Below are 15,295 nucleotides of genomic sequence, written 5' to 3'. Positions count from 1 at the left end.
GTTGGCTCGATGGGCCAAAGAGTCAATCACGCTTGCGGCTGATGGCTGGTCACGCAATGAATCCCGCCGCCACCGGCCGTAATCGCATCGATGTTCAGCAGCTCGACTTTGCGCTCCGGGTACAGCCTCGACAGCAGCTCGTAAGCCTTTTGGTCGGCGGCCTTGTCGCCGAACTCCGGGGCGATAATCGCGCCGTTGATCACGAAGTAATTGATGTAGCCGGCGGCAAAATCCGGGTTGTTCTTATTGAACTTGCTCTTGCGTGGGTTGAGCGGCGGCGAAATCGTGTGAATCTGCAGTGGCCGACCGTCAGCGTCGGTGGCTTTCCTGAGAATCTCCAGATGCGCCAGCGTGACTTGGTGATCGTAGGATTGCGGGTCGGTGTCGAGGTTGGCGATGACCACGCCGGGCTTGATGAACCGCGCATAGAAATCGACGTGGGCGTCGGTGATGTCCTTGCCCTTGATCCCCGGCAGCCAGATGATTTTGCGCAGGCCCAGCCGCGCCTTCAGTTCGGCCTCAACGTCTGCCTTGCTCCAGCCCGGGTTGCGGTTGGCGTTGATCCAGCTGCTTTCGGTCATGATCCCGGTGCCGTGACCATCGACTTCAATGCCACCCCCCTCGCCCACCAGTTCGCTGCGCAGGTAAGTCGCTTGCGCGTCGTCAGCCACAATCGCGGCGATTTTCGCGTCCTTGGTGTGCTGCTGTTTATCGCCCCAACCGTTGAAATTGAAGTCGACCGCACCGAGGCCGCCCCTGTCGTCGATGACGAAGTTGGCGCCGATGTCACGCATCCAGATGTCATCGAGCGCGGCGGTCACGTAGGTGACATTACGGGTGCCGCAATACTCTTCGGCCAGGCTGCGCTCGCCTTGGCGACAGAACACGGTCACCGGCTCATAGCGGGCAATGGCACGGGCGACACGGCCCAGGGCGGCCTGCACGTCAGCGGTGAAATCCTCCCAGATCGCGTCCTGCGCTCCGAAGGCGATGAACGCGCGTTCGTGCGGGTCGCCCTCGTCGGGCATGAACCAATCCTTTGCGCTGGCCGCCAGCACTTTGCCCGGCGACAGGCCAAGGCCGATGCACGCGGCGCTGACACCGGCGGCGACCGATACTTGTTTGATGAACTCACGACGGGTCGACATAGCGGGTTTTCCTGAAATTGGCCGGCGCGCGGGCGCCGGCGCTGGCATCACGGGTGGGTGGCGGTTTTGAATTTGGTCCAGGTGCGCATGCGGGCGCGCATGTCGGCCTGGGGAATGTCCTTGCCCGGAATCAACCGCGCATAGGTGGCCTCGTCGGGGTAAATGTCCGGGTTGTCGCGCATCGCCTCATCGACACTGGCCCGCGCCTTGGCGTTGGAAGTCGGGTAGCCGGTGAAGTTACTGATCGCCGCCATGTTCTGCGGGCGCATCACGAAGTTGATGAAGGCGTAGGCGTATTCCGGGTGTTGCGCATCGACCGGAATCGCCATGGTGTCCATCCACACCGTGGTGCCCTCGCGAGGGATGCGGTATTGGAATTTCGTGGCCTTGCCGGCGCTGTCCGAGGTGCGCTGGGCCTGGGTCATGTCACCGCTGTAACCCAGCGACAGGCACAGATTGCCGTTGACCAGATCGGTCACCGGTTGCGACTGGAACTTGCGAATGTACGGACGCAGTTTCATCAATAAGTCGCTGGCTGCCGCCAGATCCGCCGGTTTCGCGCTGCGCGGATCGCGTCCCAGGTAATTCAGCACCACCGCCAGCACTTCGTCCGGCGAGTCGATCATGGAGATTCCGCAATCGGCAAATTTCGCCGCCAGTTCCGGTTTGAACAACAGGTCCAGGCTGTTGACCGGCGCGTCGGCCATGCGCTGCTGGATCTGTGCCGCGTTATATGTCAGGCCGATGGTGCCCCAGGTGTAGGGCACGGTGGCTTGGCGGGAATGCTCGTAATGGCTGCGCAGGTTCTGCAAACCGGGTTCGATGTCGGCCAGCGCCGTCAGCTTCGATGGATCCAGCGGCATCAGGCTGCCCGCGCGCATCAGGCGCTCGGCCACGGTGTCGCCGGGAAAGATCAGGTCGTAGCCGCTGCCGCCGGAGAGCATCTTGGCTTCTAGGGTTTCGCTGCCGTCCATGACGTCGTAGATCACCTTGATCCCGGTTTCGGCGGTGAAGCGGCTGAGGGTGTCTTCGGCAAAATAATCGGCCCAGTTGTACAGCCGCAGGGTTTTATCCTCAGCATGCAGCGACGGGATCACGCAAGTCAGCGCCAGGCCCAATACGCCGAGCAGTCGTTTGTGGTGCGTAGCCATGTTCAAACCCCTTGAGTGTTCCAGCGTGCATGGAGGTGGCGACCGTCGTGGCTGAGCAGCGCGCCATACATGTCCGGGCGGCGGTCACGGTAGATGCCCCAGCTCAGGCGCTCTTCGCGCATGGCGTCGAGATCGAGGCCGTGCACCAGCACACCGGTGCTGTCGCGGTCGGCGGCGGCGAGCAATTGGCCTTTGTGATCGCTGATGAACGACGAGCCGTAAAAGCGCATGTGCAACGCCGAATCGGTGGTCGCCACCTCGCGCCCGACCCGATTCGCCGCCACCACCGGCAGCAGATTGGCCGCGGCGTGACCGCGCATGGTCATCTGCCAGTGGTCACGGGAATCCAGCGCCGCGCAGCCCGGTTCAGAGCCGATGGCGGTGGGAAACAGCAGCACTTCGGCGCCCATCAACGCCAGGCAGCGCGCTGTTTCGGGGAACCACTGATCCCAGCAGATGCCCACGCCAAGGCGGCCGAACGCGGTGTCCCAGACTTTGAAACCGCTGTCGCCGGGGCTGAAATATTCCTTCTCCTGATAACCGATGGCGTTGGGGATGTGGGTCTTGCGGTACACCCCTGACAGGCGCCCGTCGGCATCGGCCACGGTCAGCGAATTGAAGTACGCATTGCCAGCCTTCTCGAACCAGCTCAGTGGCAGCACCACGCCCAGCTCTTTCGCCAGTGCGGCAAAGCGCTGGAGCATGCGGCTGTCGCGAAACTCCTCGGCCAGCGCCAGGTGTTTGTGGCTTTGCTCGATGCAGAAGTACGGCGTGGCGAACAGCTCCTGCAGCAGGATCACTTGCGCGCCCTGCGCGGCGGCGTCACGGACCAGTTGCTCAGCCTGATCAAGATTGTGCTGCAGGTCCCAGGTGCACGGCATCTGCGTGGTGGCGATGGTCAGATGGCTCATCGCTCAACCCTCCACCGGCCAGGCCGGTTGCTGTTGGGTGATGCAATGCACCCCGCCACCGCCATGAGCCAGGTGATTGATGCGCACCGGCACCACTTCGCGGCCGGGGAAGGCCTGTTCCAGTACCTTGGCGGCGGCGTGGTCAGCCTCGATGCCGTAAGCCGGCATGATGATCGCGCCGTTGGCGATGTAGAAATTGGTGTACGAGGCGCAGAACACTTCGGCGTCGGTGTCCACCGCTTCGCTGGCCTCAAACAGCTCGATCAGTTCGAACCGGCGGCCTTGAGCGTCGGTCGCCAGTTCCAGTGCGCGGCGATTCTCCCGCGCCACCTCGGCGTACACCGAGTTCTGGTCATGGGTGGCATCCACCAGCAACACGCCGGGACGAGCGAACGCGCAGACGCCATCGACATGGCCATCGGTCATGTCGCCGGTGACGTAATCCGGATCGCCCGGCAGCCAGATGGTTTTCTTCACGCCGAGCAAGCGGCTGAAGATTTCTTCCATTTCGGCCTTGCCGATGCCCGGGTTGCGATTGGGGTTGAGCAGCACCGACTCGGTGGTAATCAGCGTACCCTCGCCGTCAACGTGAATCGCTCCGCCTTCATTGCTCAGCGGCGTGCCGAAGCACTCCAGGCCCAGATGATTGAGGGCGCGACGTGCCAGGCTTTCGTCCAGGTCATGCGCCGACTTGCCGCCCCACGCGTTGAAGCGCCAGCTGACACCGGCCAGCCCGTGCTGCGGATGGCAGACGAAGCTCGGGCCGGAGTCACGGCACCAACTGTCGTTGACCGCCAGCGCGATCAATTCGATGTTTGGCCCGCACAGGGCTTTGGCGCTGGCGATGGCCGACGGATCGACCACCAGCTTCACCGGTTCGAAACGGGCGATGGCGTTGGCGACCCGGGCGAAGTCTTCCTGCACCTGCGCCAATGTCACGCGCCACCCCGACTCCCACAACGTTTTGTTGTGCGGCCAGACCATCCATGTGGCGGCATGGGTGACCCACTCCGCCGGCATCATCCAAGCGCTGTTTTTATTGTCATTGTGCTGCATGATAAGCCTCGCTAGTTAAGCCAATGTGTTCAAGGCGACCATGCTACGGACGCATAAACAGGTGAACAAACGATGGATTTTGCGCAGAACTGATTAGAGGAACTTATCGATATGCTCAAACACTGGCCGCCGCTCAGCTCCCTGCGCGGCTTCGAAGCGGCTGCTCGCCTGGGCAGTTTTCACAAGGCCGCCGATGAGTTGCACCTCACGCAATCGGCGATCAGCCAGCAGATCCGCAGCCTCGAGGCGTACCTCGAACAGCCGCTGTTCTTTCGCAACGGACGCAGCGTGGCGCTGACCGATGCCGGCCACGACCTGCTGAGCACCACGCAGGCGATGCTGCAGCAACTGGCGGTCGGCATCCGGCGCCTCGGGCAATATCAGAAGCCCAATCAACTGGTGCTCAACACCACGCCGGCGTTTGCCCGGCACTGGCTGCTGCCGCGTCTGGCGGATTTCCGGCAACAGCATCCGCAGGTCGATCTGTGGATTTTCAGCACCGATGAAGTGCCCGACATGGTCAGCCAGACGATTGACCTCGCCGTGCGCGACGACATCAGCTCGCAAGCCGAATGCAGCTTCAAAGTGCTGCATGCCGACCGCCTCTACCCGGCCTGCCACCCGAGCGTGTTGGCGCAGCCCGCCGCGCAGCGCACCACGTTGCACGGCGAACGGGAAATGGACTGGAGTCATTGGGCGGTGGAAGCCGGGATCGATGTCGGCCAGCAGGATCAGGGCCTGAACTTCTCCGACCCGGGCCTGTTGCTGGACGCTGCGTGTGCAGGGCTTGGCATTGCGCTGGTCAGCCAGTTGCTCAGCCGCCAGGCGCAGGACAGTGGGCTGTTGCAGCCGCTGGTGGAGCAAACCATTCGCGGCCCGAACTGGGCGCTGCTGACCCATCGCGACAGCGAGAACGACCCGATGGCGCGATGTTTCAGCGAGTGGCTTTCAACCCAACTGGCAGGGCCCGATCCGCACGGTCAGACGACGGTGAGATAACCCGCACCGAGCCGGCCTTCCAGACGCCCGAACAGCACGTAATGCTGATAACCACTGGTGAACGCCCCCGTGGAAATCGCGTTTTTGACGTCCTGGTTCATTTGCAGGTATTGCGCTTCGTCGAAGTTCTCCGCACTGACTTCGCCGGTTCGCCCAAGCTTTTCGCTTTCGACCGGCAGCCCCAAGATCGTACGGCGCTGGAAGTCGATAATGCGGTTGACTGCGTGTTCTCGCAGCGGTCCCTGATTGGGTAACGTCGCATAGATGTGCATGCCGTTTTTCGCACAGCGATTGCACATGTCGACGCAATTTTTCTGGGTGGACTTGAGGCCGGTCAGTTGCGCCAGAGGCATGTCCAGATACTTGCCGACCTGGTATTCGGTCTGATTGAAAATTGTACAGCACAAGATGGTGTTGCCGTTGCAATCGAGCACCAGCCAGTCATCCTTGAGCGAGCACGCCTGCCTCGGAAATTGGCGGACTAGATTGACCAGATCGTCGTAAGGCGGCAGCGCCAGTCTTTTCAGGGTTTCATGATCGGTATCCGTCACCGAAGGGTCGCGCTCGATCAGCGCCAGCGTTTTCTCCAGCGGCATCATTACTGAATACCCGGTGGAGAACTCGAAACCCAGACTTTGGCTGAACTCGCGCATCAGCCCTTCTTCTTCAATATTGTCCAGATAACGGTGGTAGTAAACCTCGATATGCGTATTCAAACCATGTTGCTGCTTGAGCTCATGCAGTTTGATCATGTTGGCCTTGACCACTTCAATGTCACCGCCAACGTGCCCCTGCTGGTAAGTCTCCTGGTAAAACCCGGACAACGAGATACGGAAGAACCACGGATTGGCCAGCATGGCGGTTTCTATGTTCTTGGCCAGGTTCAAGTTGGAGCTGATACCGCTCTGCAAACCGGCCGAATTGATGATCTCGACAAACTCACCGATTCGCGGGTGGATCAATGGCTCGGTCCAGTTATACAGAAAGATCGTCTCGACCCCTTCGTTCCGGGCCTTCTCGACGATCTTGCGGAACATGTCAACTTGCATGGCTTTCTTGAAGTTGACGTTTTCCGAGTTGCCCATCGGGCACGAAGGGCAGCTTAAATTGCACGCGCCGACAATATCGATATACATATTCATGACGGGGGTGACGCTCCTTGGGCGAATAGCGCTGCATCCAGAACTGCCGAAGTTGTGATTGCCGTTATTCGTTATTTATTTGACAGTCTCGGAGCGCGTCTCAGCAAGTTCCGGGCCATTGGCGTGGCCCGCCATCAACTCCACGATCCAATTGATAAAGACCCTTAGCTTTTGGCTGATATGCCGGTTCGGCGCGTACGCGATGTACAACGGCATAGGATCAAGACCCCAGCCCTCGAACAATGGCACCAACGCGCCCCGCGCCTCGTGTTCAGCCGACATGTACCGGGGCAGCCAGAGCACGCCCATGCCGGCGAGGCCCGCCGCCAGATAGGCGTTGCCATCATCGACCGCCAGAACGTGCTGTCCCTTGATCAACAGGCGTTCACTGGCATTGTGCAAGGCGTAAGGCACCGGTCTGCCGGTGCGGGCCCAGAGAAACGCCACCACGCGATGATCCGAATCCTCAAGCTGCAGAGGATGCGTCGGTGTTCCGGCGCGGGCCAGATAACTCGGCGCGGCGAATACCCCGAGCTGCAGATCGGCCACCCGCCGGGCCATCAGCGACTGATCCAGCAACTCGCCGCCGCGCACCACGCAATCGACGTTCTCATCGATGATGTCGACGATGCGGTCACTGACGCCCATGTCGATCTGGATGTCCGGGTAGCGCCGGTGGAAGTCCGGCAACGCCGGAATCAGAATCAGGCGGGCCAGCGGGCTCGGCACATCCACCCGCAAGCGTCCCCTGGGCAACGCAGAGGCGCCGGACAAAGCGGTTTCGGCGTCGTCCAGATCCGCCAGCAAACTGATCACCCGCTCGTAGAATATTGCGCCATCGGCGGTGACGTTGACCTTGCGCGTGGTGCGATTGAGCAACTTGACCCGCAGCCGCGCCTCCAGTTGCTGGACGAGCTGGGTCACGGTGGTCTTGCTCATGTGCAGGGTCTCGGCGGCTTTGGTGAAGCTGCCCGCCTCGACCACCCGGGCAAACGCCTGCATTGCATCGAAACGGTCCACTTGTCGCCCTCCGATTGTTTGGAATTTACAAACAGTGAACGCCAAGGTTGCGCGTTTATCGGCGCTGCGCAAGCCCCTACAGTCACTCCATCGTCAACAACCAAACAATGATGGAGACTCCCATGACCCAGCGCGACGCCGTTTTCCCACCCGCCCGCCATGCGCTTTACGAGCGCCATCGCTACTCGCCGGCGATTCGTTCCAACGGTTTTCTGTTCGTCTCCGGACAAGTCGGCAGCCTTGAAGACGGCTCGCCGGAACCGGACCTGCAAAACCAGGTGCGTCTGGCCTTCAACAATCTGAATGCGATCCTGCATGCTGCCGGGTGCAGTTTCGATGATGCGGTGGACGTGACGGTGTTCATGGTCGATCCGCAGTCGACGTTCGAAACCATCTGGGAAGTGGTCCCGGAGTTCTGGGGCAGCGCACCCTATCCGACGATTACGGCAGTGGGCGTGACCTGGCTGGCCGGCTTTCGCTTCGAGATCAAAGTGATCGCCAGACTGCCGGAAAGCAGCTGATCGTCCGGCGAATTTGCACCCCGGGCCGGCAGTCTTCAGACTGTCCGGCCCATCAGTCTTGATCGACAACCGTGATGTCCGATCCGATATTGAAACCCGTCTTGCCCGGCATCGCCCTGCGTCGCTGGCGCCTGCTGCATCGCGTCAAACAGACGCACGCGGCGCAGTTGTTCAATGTCACCCAATCGACCATCTCCCGCTGGGAAAGCGGCGTTCAGGCCATGGAGCCCGCCGCGCAGCAACAGCTGGAGCGGCTGCTCGGCGCACGCCTGAACAGCGCGGCCGATCAGGCCCTGGCCCGGCTGGTCAATGAAAGTCAGCGCCCGATGCACCTGATCTGTGATGTTTCCCATCGCTTGCTGGCGTGTTCTCCGGCCCGCGCCGCCGAGTTCAGCCGTCCGCTCAGCGAGCTGTTGGGGCAGTCGCTCTGGCGCTACGCAACCGCTGAAATACAGCTCAGGGAGTCGGCCCTGGCGAGCAGCGGCTGGCACGAGATTCAAGCGCCCGCAGCGGTGGAGTTCGTCACCGGCCGCAACGATTCCGAGATCGTGCCAATCCGTCAAAGCCTGTGCCGCTGGACGCGCATCGCACTGTCCGATGGCACCGCCACACGCCTGGTCGAAACGCTCTGAGCGCATATTTTATGCGTGGACGATCCACGCCTGCGGTTCTAGTCTGGCCTTTTGGCTCAACATGCCGGACAGAACCATGGATATCGACACGATCAAGCGACGCCTCGAATTCCTGCGCGAAGCGGAAAAACTCAAAGACGTCCTGCGCAGCGCCCACACCTCCAGCGGCCGCACCGAAAGCACTGCCGAACACAGTTGGCGCCTGTGCCTGATGGCGATGGTCTTCGCCGATCAACTGACGGGCCTCGACGTGCTGAAAGTCCTGAAGATGTGCGTGGTTCACGATCTGGGCGAAGCCATCAATGGCGACATTCCAGCGGTCAATCAAGCCGCTTTCCCCGACAAGGGCGAGCAGGAACGTAACGACCTTCTGTTACTGACCCGGTCACTCGATGAGGCGCTGCGCAGCGAGATTCTGGCGCTGTGGGACGATTATGAAAACGCACAGTCGGCCGAGGCCAAAGCGGTCAAGGCGCTGGATAAGCTGGAAACCTTGTTGCAACACAATCAAGGTTTGAACCCGGCGGATTTCGATTACGCTTTCAATCTCGGCTACGGCAAGCAGTACACCAGCGCCGACCCGGTCTTCGCCACCCTGCGGGCACTGATCGATCAAGACACGCGACAGCGCATCGGCGACGCTCAACGCGGCCACGAGCGATCCTGAATAACCTGTTTCATCAGCGCCCCATCCACTGGCGTGAAACGTAGAGCAAAACATCACCCGACACCCGCGCTGGCGTTTAACCGCCTGCCTACGTATAACCTCGCCGTTTCGTCTACCCTGATTGAGCGCCCGGTCGCGACACCTCGCCCCGTGGCGCTTAGAATGCGACGCTCATGAAACGGAGATTTCCATGCTCAAACGCACCCTCGCACTGACCGCTGGCCTGGCCCTGTCCTTTTCCGCTCTGGTGACGCACGCCGCCGATGTGCTGCGGGTCAGCGCGATCCCCGATGAAGCACCGACCGAATTGCTGCGCAAGTTCGAGCCACTGGGGGCTTATCTGGAGCAGCAGTTGGGCATGAAAGTGCAGTTCGTGCCGGTGGCCGACTACCCGGCCGTGGTCGAAGCACTGGCGACCGATCGCCTCGACATGGCCTGGCTGGGTGGTTTCACCTTTGTTCAGGCACAGCTGAAGACTCAGGGCGAAGGTAAGACCCCGGTGATCCCTTTGGTACAGCGCGAGCAGGATGCGCAGTTCACCAGCAAGTTCATCACCGCCGACCCGAACGTGAAAAGCCTCGCCGACCTCAAGGGCAAGACCTTTGCTTTCGGCTCGGTGTCGTCCACCTCCGGCAGCCTGATGCCGCGTTACTTCATGTTGAAGAACGACAACATCAAGCCTGAAGCTTATTTCAGTCGCGTCGCCTACTCCGGCGCGCATGACGCCACCGTCGCCTGGGTCCAGGCCGGCAAGGTCGATGCCGGTGTGCTGAACGCCAGCGTCTGGCAGAAACTGGTGGACGCCGGCAAGGTCGATACCAACAAGGTTCATGTGTTCGCCACCACCCCGGCCTACTTCGATTACAACTGGACCGTGCGCGGCACCCTCGACCCGACACTGGCGGCGAAGATCAAAAAAGCCTTCCTCGACCTCGACCCGGCCAATCCGGAGCAGAAGAAGATTCTTGATCTGCAAGCGGCCAGCCGTTTCATCGACACCAAGCCCGAGAACTACAAAGGCATCGAGGAAGCTGCTCGCGCCGCCGATCTGTTGAAATGACCCTGAGCCTCAAACAAGGCCGCCTGCACCACGCCAACGGGGTCGACGCGCTACGCGGCGTCGACCTGCAGATTGGCGCCGGTGAACAGGTAGCGATCATCGGTCCGTCCGGGGCCGGCAAGTCGAGTCTGTTGAACCTCCTGGCTACCGCGTTACGCCCCAGCAGCGGCGACATCGAGGTGCTGGGCGAACGTCCCTGGCACCTCTCCACCCACCAGCGCCAACGCCTGCGCGCGCGCATCGGTCTGGTTCACCAGGCGCCGCCGCTGCCGCCGCGCCAACGCGTGGTAACCGCAGTGCTGGCCGGCAAGCTCGGGCAATGGAGCCTGGGCAAGAGTCTGTTGAATCTGCTGCACCCACTGGACATTCCCGGCGCCCGTGCCGCACTGGCACGGCTGGATCTGGGCGACAAACTGTTCGCTCACTGTCAGCAGTTATCCGGCGGTCAATTGCAGCGCGTGGGCATTGCCCGGGTGCTGTATCAGGCGCCGGAGATTCTGCTGGCAGACGAACCCGTATCCGCGATGGACCCGGTCCTGGCCAGCCACACCCTGTCGATCCTCTCGCAGCATGCCCGGGCGCATCAGGTCACGCTGGTGGCGAGCCTGCACGCGGTGGAACTGGCACTGGCGCACTTTCCGCGCATCATCGGTTTGCGTGACGGCCAGATTCTGTTCGACAGCCCTGCCGAACAGGTCAGCCGCGACATGCTCGACACGCTGTACGCCAACGAACAACTGCAAAGCCCGAACACGCCGAGTGCGCCACTGATTGTGCAGATTCCGCGATGCTGAAGGTCGATTCACGAGACCCGGCCAGCGGGCCACGGTTGCTGCTAAGCCTGCTGGCAATCGCCTTGTTGTGGCCGGGCATCCAGCTCAGCGAACTGGACCTGGGGGTGCTGCTGCACACCGACAGCCAGACCGAAATGGGCCGCTTCATTTCCGGTTTCTGGCCGCCGGCCCACGACGCCGACTTTCTCCAGTTGCTGTTCAAAGCCACCCTGCAAACCCTGGCCATCGCCACCGCCGGCATGGCGCTGGCTTTGCTGCTGGCGGTGCCGGCCAGCCTGATCGCCAGTCGCGCGCTGTCGCTGTCGGCCGCGTCGCGCGGCGGCATTCCGAGTCGGGTCGGGCGCTTGCTGCGCTGGCCGGTGCGCGGGCTGCTGATCTTCCTGCGCAGCGTGCCGGAAATCGTCTGGGCACTGCTGTTCGTGCGCGCCGTAGGGCTCGGCCCGGCGGCGGGTGTGCTGGCGATCGCCATCACCTACAGCGGCATGCTCGGCAAGGTCTACGCGGAGATTTTCGAGTCCACCGACCAGCGCCCGGCGCATGCCTTGATGCAGGCCGGCAGCGGGCGGCTCGCGGGGTTCGCCTACGGGATTGTGCCGAATGTCGCGGCGGAGTTGCTGTCGTACACGGTCTATCGCTGGGAGTGCGCGATTCGTGCCTCGGTGGTGATGGGATTTGTTGGGGCCGGTGGCCTCGGGCAACAGATTGACCTGTCGCTGCGCATGTTCGCCAGCGGTGAAGTGGCGAGCATGTTGCTGACCTTCCTGGTTCTGGTGCTCGGCGCCGACCAACTCAGCCGCCTGCTGCGCTGGAGGCTGACATGAATCGCCTGATCAATCTGTTGCTGATCGTCGGCATTGGCGTTGCCGTCATCGCTTCGTTCGGTTACCTCGAACTCGACCTCGGTGAACTGGGTAGCGCCACCAGCCTCAAGCAGATGGGCGCCTACGCGCAACGTTTTCTCAGCCCGGACCTGAGCGCCACGCACTTGCAGGCGATCCTCAAAGGCTCGCTGGAAACCCTCGCCATGTCGGCCCTCGGCACCCTGCTTGCGGCGGTGTTCGGCATCATGCTGGCATTGCCGGCCGCCGGGCGTTTCGGTTGGCCGCTGCAAAGCGCCTCGCGGCTGTTGCTTAACGGTCTGCGGGCGATTCCGGAACTGGTGTGGGCAGCACTGATGGTGCTCGCCGCTGGCTTAGGCCCGAATGCCGGAACCCTGGCGCTGGCCCTGCACACCACCGGCGTACTCGGTCGATTGTTCGCCGAAGCACTGGAGAACACCCCGCCCGAGCCTGCCGAAGCGATTCGCTTGCAGGGCGGCAATCCGGTCCTGGCGTTCTGCTACGGCACCCTGCCCAACCTCGCCCCGCAGTTGCTCGCGTATTGCCTGTACCGCTGGGAAAACAACATCCGCATGGCCAGCGTGCTGGGCTTCGTCGGTGCCGGTGGTCTGGGGCAAATGCTGTATATCAGCCTGAGCCTGTTTCAGGAAGCGCAGGCGAGCACGGTGATTCTGGCGATGCTGATACTGGTGTTGGGCGTGGACTCGTTGAGTGCGTGGAGCCGCCAGCGCTGGGTCAAGGCCTGACGACCCTCACGGCCCCGTCGCCAACCGATACTGGCGCGGGGTAAACCCAGTCGACGCCTTGAACTGCCGGGTGAACGCGCTGTGGTCGGTATAGCCGCACTGCAGCGCCACCTCGGTGATCGGCAAGTCGCCGTGCAACAGCCGATGCGCATGCTCCAGGCGCACTTTCTGGATCATCTGGCGCGGCGTCAGGTGGAACACCCGTTTGCAGTAACGCTCCAGTTGCGCCACTGAAATCCCGGCGATGCGTGTCAGTTCACTGAGGCTGACGCGGCGATTGAAGTTCGCCCGGATGTATTCGTCCACCGCCGCCAGACGCTGATACGCCGGATGGGTTTCACTGGCGGTTTGCAGGTCGACGGAAATCCCTGCCAGGCCGATGATCCGATTATTGCGGTCGTACAACGGACGCTTGTGGGTCAGGCACCAGCCGGGTTCGCGACTGCCGTACAGATGCAACTCCAGCTGATCCTCCAGCACCCAGCCCTCTTCCAGCACGCGCCGATCCTGCTCGGTATAGCCCGGGCCCAATTGCGCCGGAAACACTTCGGCGCTGGTCTTGCCAAGCAACGGTCGCAGGTCTTTCAAACCACAGCGCTGCACCAGCGTGCGGTTGGCCATGACGTAGCGCGCCTGCACATCCTTGATGAAGATCGCCGCATTGGGAATCACGTCCAGCATCGGCAGCAACAGCGCCATGCCCGCCAGCAGATCGTCGAGGGTCTGCGGCCGGCTCGCCTCGCTCTGTTGGCTCAGGATCGCAAACGCGTTCTGCGGCATGCCTCTCACTCCCCACTCGGCTTTATCACTTGCACGCAGATTGCCCCAAGGCCGACAGCCTGTCGAGCCGGGGCTTTGGCGTGGGCCATTGTGCTGAATTCGTCATCGCGGCCGGCAAAAAACATCAATCGCGACGCGCTGGATGAGTTCACTGTAGCGCCACTGCACGCCCCTCCAACAACCAACAAGAAGGCGACGCTATGAAAGGCCAAGGCAAGTTCAAAAAACAACTTTCACTGACAGACCTCACGTTCATCGGACTGGGGGCGATCTTCGGTTCGGGCTGGTTGTTCGCCGCCAGTCACGTCTCCGCCATTGCCGGTCCGGCGGGGATCTTTTCCTGGCTGCTCGGCGGCTTCGCCGTGTTGCTGCTGGGCATCGTCTACTGCGAATTGGGCGCCGCGTTGCCCCGCGCCGGCGGTGTGGTGCGCTACCCGGTTTACTCTCACGGGCCGCTGCTCGGCTACCTGATGGGCTTCATCACGCTGATCGCGTTTTCCAGTCTGGTGGCGATCGAAGTGGTCGCCTCACGGCAATATGCGGCAGCGTGGTTTCCCGAACTGACCAAGGTCGGTTCCAGTGACCCGACCATGCTCGGCTGGTTCGTGCAATTCGGGCTGTTGTGCCTGTTTTTCCTGCTCAACTACCGCAGCGTGAAGACCTTCGCCATGGCCAACAATCTGGTCAGCGTGTTCAAGTTCATCGTGCCGCTGCTGGTAATCGGCGTGCTGTTCACCTTCTTCAAACCGGCCAACTTCCAGATGCATGGCTTTGCCCCGTTCGGCCTGTCCGGGATCGAAATGGCGGTGTCGGCCGGCGGCGTGATCTTCGCGTATCTGGGCCTGACGCCGATCATTTCGGTGGCCAGCGAAGTGAAGAATCCGCAACGCACGATTCCGATTGCGCTGATCCTTTCGGTACTGCTCTCCACCGCTATCTACGTGCTGCTGCAAACTGCGTTCCTCGGCGGCATCCCGACCGAAATGCTCGCCAATGGCTGGGCCGGCGTCGCCAAGGAACTGGCCCTGCCGTATCGCGACATCGCGCTGGCACTGGGCGTCGGCTGGCTGGCCTATCTGGTGGTGGCGGACGCGGTGATCTCGCCCAGCGGCTGCGGCAACATCTACATGAACGCCACCCCACGGGTGATCTACGGCTGGGCGCAGACCGGGACATTCTTCAAGGTCTTCACCCGCATCGACGAGAAGTCCGGCATCCCCCGTCCGGCGCTGTGGCTGACCTTCGGCCTGTCGGTGTTCTGGACCCTGCCGTTCCCGTCATGGGAGGCGCTGATCAACGTGGTCTCCGCTGCACTGGTCTTGAGCTACGCCGTGGCCCCGGTGACGGTGGCCGCCCTGCGCCGCAACGCGCCGGAGATGCCGCGTCCGTTCCGGGTCAAGGGCATGAGTGTGCTCGGGCCGCTGTCGTTCATCATTGCGGCGCTGATCGTCTACTGGTCGGGCTGGGGCACCGTGTCGTGGTTGCTCGGCCTGCAAATCCTGATGTTTGTCATCTATCTGCTGTGTGGGCGCATGGTGCCGACCGCGCACCTCAACCTCGGTCAGCAAGTGCGTTCCTCGGCGTGGCTGATCGGCTTCTACGCGGTGACCATCGTCCTCTCCAAACTCGGCAGCTTCGGCGGCATCGGCGTGCTCAGTCACCCGTTCGACACGGTGATCGTCGCGGTCTGCGCGCTGGGCATCTACTACTGGGGCGCCGCCACCGGCGTACCGGCACACCTGATTCGTCTGGAAACCGAGGACGACGAAAGCGAAGCCGCTGAGTCCTCCGCCCGCACCGCCACCGGCCAACGCCCGGCTCACGCCTGA

The 15,295-nt window shown here is 62.2% G+C and carries 16 protein-coding genes; 9 read left to right on the top strand and 7 right to left on the bottom strand.

The window, feature by feature from the left end; all coding sequences use genetic code 11:
• Positions 1-26: 26 nt before the first annotated feature.
• The 4 genes from HBN98_RS19020 to HBN98_RS19005 are packed head-to-tail and all read right to left on the bottom strand — an operon-like array spanning position 27 to position 4,266.
• Complete coding sequence (locus HBN98_RS19020; protein ID WP_083369282.1) at positions 27-1,148, bottom strand: agmatine deiminase family protein; 1,122 nt, start codon at positions 1,146-1,148, stop codon at positions 27-29.
• Between the two features lie 47 nt (positions 1,149-1,195).
• A complete protein-coding gene (locus HBN98_RS19015) occupies positions 1,196-2,299 on the bottom strand; it encodes an extracellular solute-binding protein (protein ID WP_083369283.1) in 1,104 nt (367 codons plus the stop codon).
• A 2-nt stretch (positions 2,300-2,301) separates the two neighbouring features.
• A complete protein-coding gene (aguB, locus tag HBN98_RS19010) occupies positions 2,302-3,210 on the bottom strand; it encodes an N-carbamoylputrescine amidase (RefSeq protein ID WP_083369284.1) in 909 nt (302 codons plus the stop codon).
• Between the two features lie 3 nt (positions 3,211-3,213).
• A complete protein-coding gene (locus HBN98_RS19005; protein ID WP_083369285.1) occupies positions 3,214-4,266 on the bottom strand; it encodes an agmatine deiminase family protein in 1,053 nt (350 codons plus the stop codon).
• Between the two features lie 111 nt (positions 4,267-4,377).
• On the opposite strand from HBN98_RS19005, the gene HBN98_RS19000 reads away from it, so the two are divergent.
• The gene (locus tag HBN98_RS19000; RefSeq protein WP_083369286.1) at positions 4,378-5,265 is read left to right on the top strand and encodes a LysR substrate-binding domain-containing protein; all 888 of its coding nucleotides are present in this window, start codon (positions 4,378-4,380) and stop codon (positions 5,263-5,265) included.
• Here HBN98_RS19000 and HBN98_RS18995 read toward each other — a convergent pair.
• Both HBN98_RS18995 and HBN98_RS18990 read right to left on the bottom strand, forming a co-directional pair.
• Positions 5,247-6,407, bottom strand: coding sequence for a radical SAM protein (locus tag HBN98_RS18995; protein WP_083369287.1), 1,161 nt, complete (start codon positions 6,405-6,407; stop codon positions 5,247-5,249). The genes HBN98_RS19000 and HBN98_RS18995 overlap by 19 nt on opposite strands.
• A 75-nt stretch (positions 6,408-6,482) precedes the next feature.
• The gene (locus HBN98_RS18990) at positions 6,483-7,427 is read right to left on the bottom strand and encodes a LysR family transcriptional regulator (RefSeq protein ID WP_083369288.1); all 945 of its coding nucleotides are present in this window, start codon (positions 7,425-7,427) and stop codon (positions 6,483-6,485) included.
• A 122-nt stretch (positions 7,428-7,549) separates the two neighbouring features.
• Between HBN98_RS18990 and HBN98_RS18985 the strand changes: the two genes are divergently transcribed.
• The 7 genes from HBN98_RS18985 to phnE all read left to right on the top strand — a co-directional run bounded on the left by HBN98_RS18985 (position 7,550) and on the right by phnE (position 12,686).
• Entirely contained in the window at positions 7,550-7,948 is a 399-nt protein-coding gene (locus HBN98_RS18985) for a RidA family protein (protein WP_064587319.1), read from the top strand.
• Positions 7,949-8,022: 74 nt separating this feature from the next.
• The gene (locus HBN98_RS18980; protein WP_083369289.1) at positions 8,023-8,580 is read left to right on the top strand and encodes a helix-turn-helix domain-containing protein; all 558 of its coding nucleotides are present in this window, start codon (positions 8,023-8,025) and stop codon (positions 8,578-8,580) included.
• A 76-nt stretch (positions 8,581-8,656) separates the two neighbouring features.
• A complete protein-coding gene (locus tag HBN98_RS18975) occupies positions 8,657-9,247 on the top strand; it encodes an HD domain-containing protein (RefSeq protein WP_083369290.1) in 591 nt (196 codons plus the stop codon).
• 190 nt (positions 9,248-9,437) lie between these two features.
• Positions 9,438-10,307 (top strand): putative selenate ABC transporter substrate-binding protein, encoded by an 870-nt coding sequence (locus HBN98_RS18970; RefSeq protein ID WP_064587316.1) that lies wholly within the window; start codon positions 9,438-9,440, stop codon positions 10,305-10,307.
• Positions 10,304-11,101 (top strand): phosphonate ABC transporter ATP-binding protein, encoded by a 798-nt coding sequence (locus HBN98_RS18965; RefSeq protein ID WP_064587315.1) that lies wholly within the window; start codon positions 10,304-10,306, stop codon positions 11,099-11,101. The genes HBN98_RS18970 and HBN98_RS18965 overlap by 4 nt, the downstream gene beginning before the upstream one ends.
• A complete protein-coding gene (locus HBN98_RS18960) occupies positions 11,095-11,922 on the top strand; it encodes a PhnE/PtxC family ABC transporter permease (RefSeq protein WP_083369291.1) in 828 nt (275 codons plus the stop codon). Before HBN98_RS18965 ends, HBN98_RS18960 begins: the two co-directional genes overlap by 7 nt.
• Positions 11,919-12,686 carry a phosphonate ABC transporter, permease protein PhnE gene (gene phnE / locus HBN98_RS18955; RefSeq protein ID WP_083369292.1) on the top strand — a complete coding sequence of 256 codons (768 nt, stop codon included), beginning with the start codon at positions 11,919-11,921 and terminating at the stop codon, positions 12,684-12,686. Before HBN98_RS18960 ends, phnE begins: the two co-directional genes overlap by 4 nt.
• 6 nt (positions 12,687-12,692) lie before the next feature.
• On the opposite strand, the gene HBN98_RS18950 is transcribed toward phnE, so the two are convergent.
• Complete coding sequence (locus tag HBN98_RS18950; protein WP_064587312.1) at positions 12,693-13,466, bottom strand: AraC family transcriptional regulator; 774 nt, start codon at positions 13,464-13,466, stop codon at positions 12,693-12,695.
• 200 nt (positions 13,467-13,666) lie between these two features.
• Between HBN98_RS18950 and HBN98_RS18945 the strand changes: the two genes are divergently transcribed.
• Positions 13,667-15,295, top strand: coding sequence for an APC family permease (locus tag HBN98_RS18945; protein WP_083369293.1), 1,629 nt, complete (start codon positions 13,667-13,669; stop codon positions 15,293-15,295).

Source organism: Pseudomonas koreensis, from assembly GCF_012986595.1.
GTDB lineage: Bacteria > Pseudomonadota > Gammaproteobacteria > Pseudomonadales > Pseudomonadaceae > Aquipseudomonas > Aquipseudomonas koreensis.
The sequence above is the reverse complement of the archived record's forward strand: the minus strand, read 5'-3'. Positions and strand labels throughout refer to the sequence as shown.

What these genes read in the sequence shown, in the direction of transcription:
- HBN98_RS18980 (WP_083369289.1), top strand. Translation starts at nt 8,023, where the DNA reads ATGTCCGATCCGATATTGAAACCCGTCTTGCCCGGCATCGCCCTGCGT.
- HBN98_RS18950 (WP_064587312.1), bottom strand. Translation starts at nt 13,466, where the DNA reads ATGCCGCAGAACGCGTTTGCGATCCTGAGCCAACAGAGCGAGGCGAGC.
- HBN98_RS19015 (WP_083369283.1), bottom strand. Translation starts at nt 2,299, where the DNA reads ATGGCTACGCACCACAAACGACTGCTCGGCGTATTGGGCCTGGCGCTG.
- HBN98_RS18995 (WP_083369287.1), bottom strand. Translation starts at nt 6,407, where the DNA reads ATGAATATGTATATCGATATTGTCGGCGCGTGCAATTTAAGCTGCCCT.
- HBN98_RS19000 (WP_083369286.1), top strand. Translation starts at nt 4,378, where the DNA reads ATGCTCAAACACTGGCCGCCGCTCAGCTCCCTGCGCGGCTTCGAAGCG.
- HBN98_RS18975 (WP_083369290.1), top strand. Translation starts at nt 8,657, where the DNA reads ATGGATATCGACACGATCAAGCGACGCCTCGAATTCCTGCGCGAAGCG.
- aguB (WP_083369284.1), bottom strand. Translation starts at nt 3,210, where the DNA reads ATGAGCCATCTGACCATCGCCACCACGCAGATGCCGTGCACCTGGGAC.
- HBN98_RS19005 (WP_083369285.1), bottom strand. Translation starts at nt 4,266, where the DNA reads ATGCAGCACAATGACAATAAAAACAGCGCTTGGATGATGCCGGCGGAG.
- HBN98_RS18960 (WP_083369291.1), top strand. Translation starts at nt 11,095, where the DNA reads ATGCTGAAGGTCGATTCACGAGACCCGGCCAGCGGGCCACGGTTGCTG.
- HBN98_RS18945 (WP_083369293.1), top strand. Translation starts at nt 13,667, where the DNA reads ATGAAAGGCCAAGGCAAGTTCAAAAAACAACTTTCACTGACAGACCTC.
- HBN98_RS18970 (WP_064587316.1), top strand. Translation starts at nt 9,438, where the DNA reads ATGCTCAAACGCACCCTCGCACTGACCGCTGGCCTGGCCCTGTCCTTT.
- HBN98_RS18985 (WP_064587319.1), top strand. Translation starts at nt 7,550, where the DNA reads ATGACCCAGCGCGACGCCGTTTTCCCACCCGCCCGCCATGCGCTTTAC.
- phnE (WP_083369292.1), top strand. Translation starts at nt 11,919, where the DNA reads ATGAATCGCCTGATCAATCTGTTGCTGATCGTCGGCATTGGCGTTGCC.
- HBN98_RS18965 (WP_064587315.1), top strand. Translation starts at nt 10,304, where the DNA reads ATGACCCTGAGCCTCAAACAAGGCCGCCTGCACCACGCCAACGGGGTC.
- HBN98_RS19020 (WP_083369282.1), bottom strand. Translation starts at nt 1,148, where the DNA reads ATGTCGACCCGTCGTGAGTTCATCAAACAAGTATCGGTCGCCGCCGGT.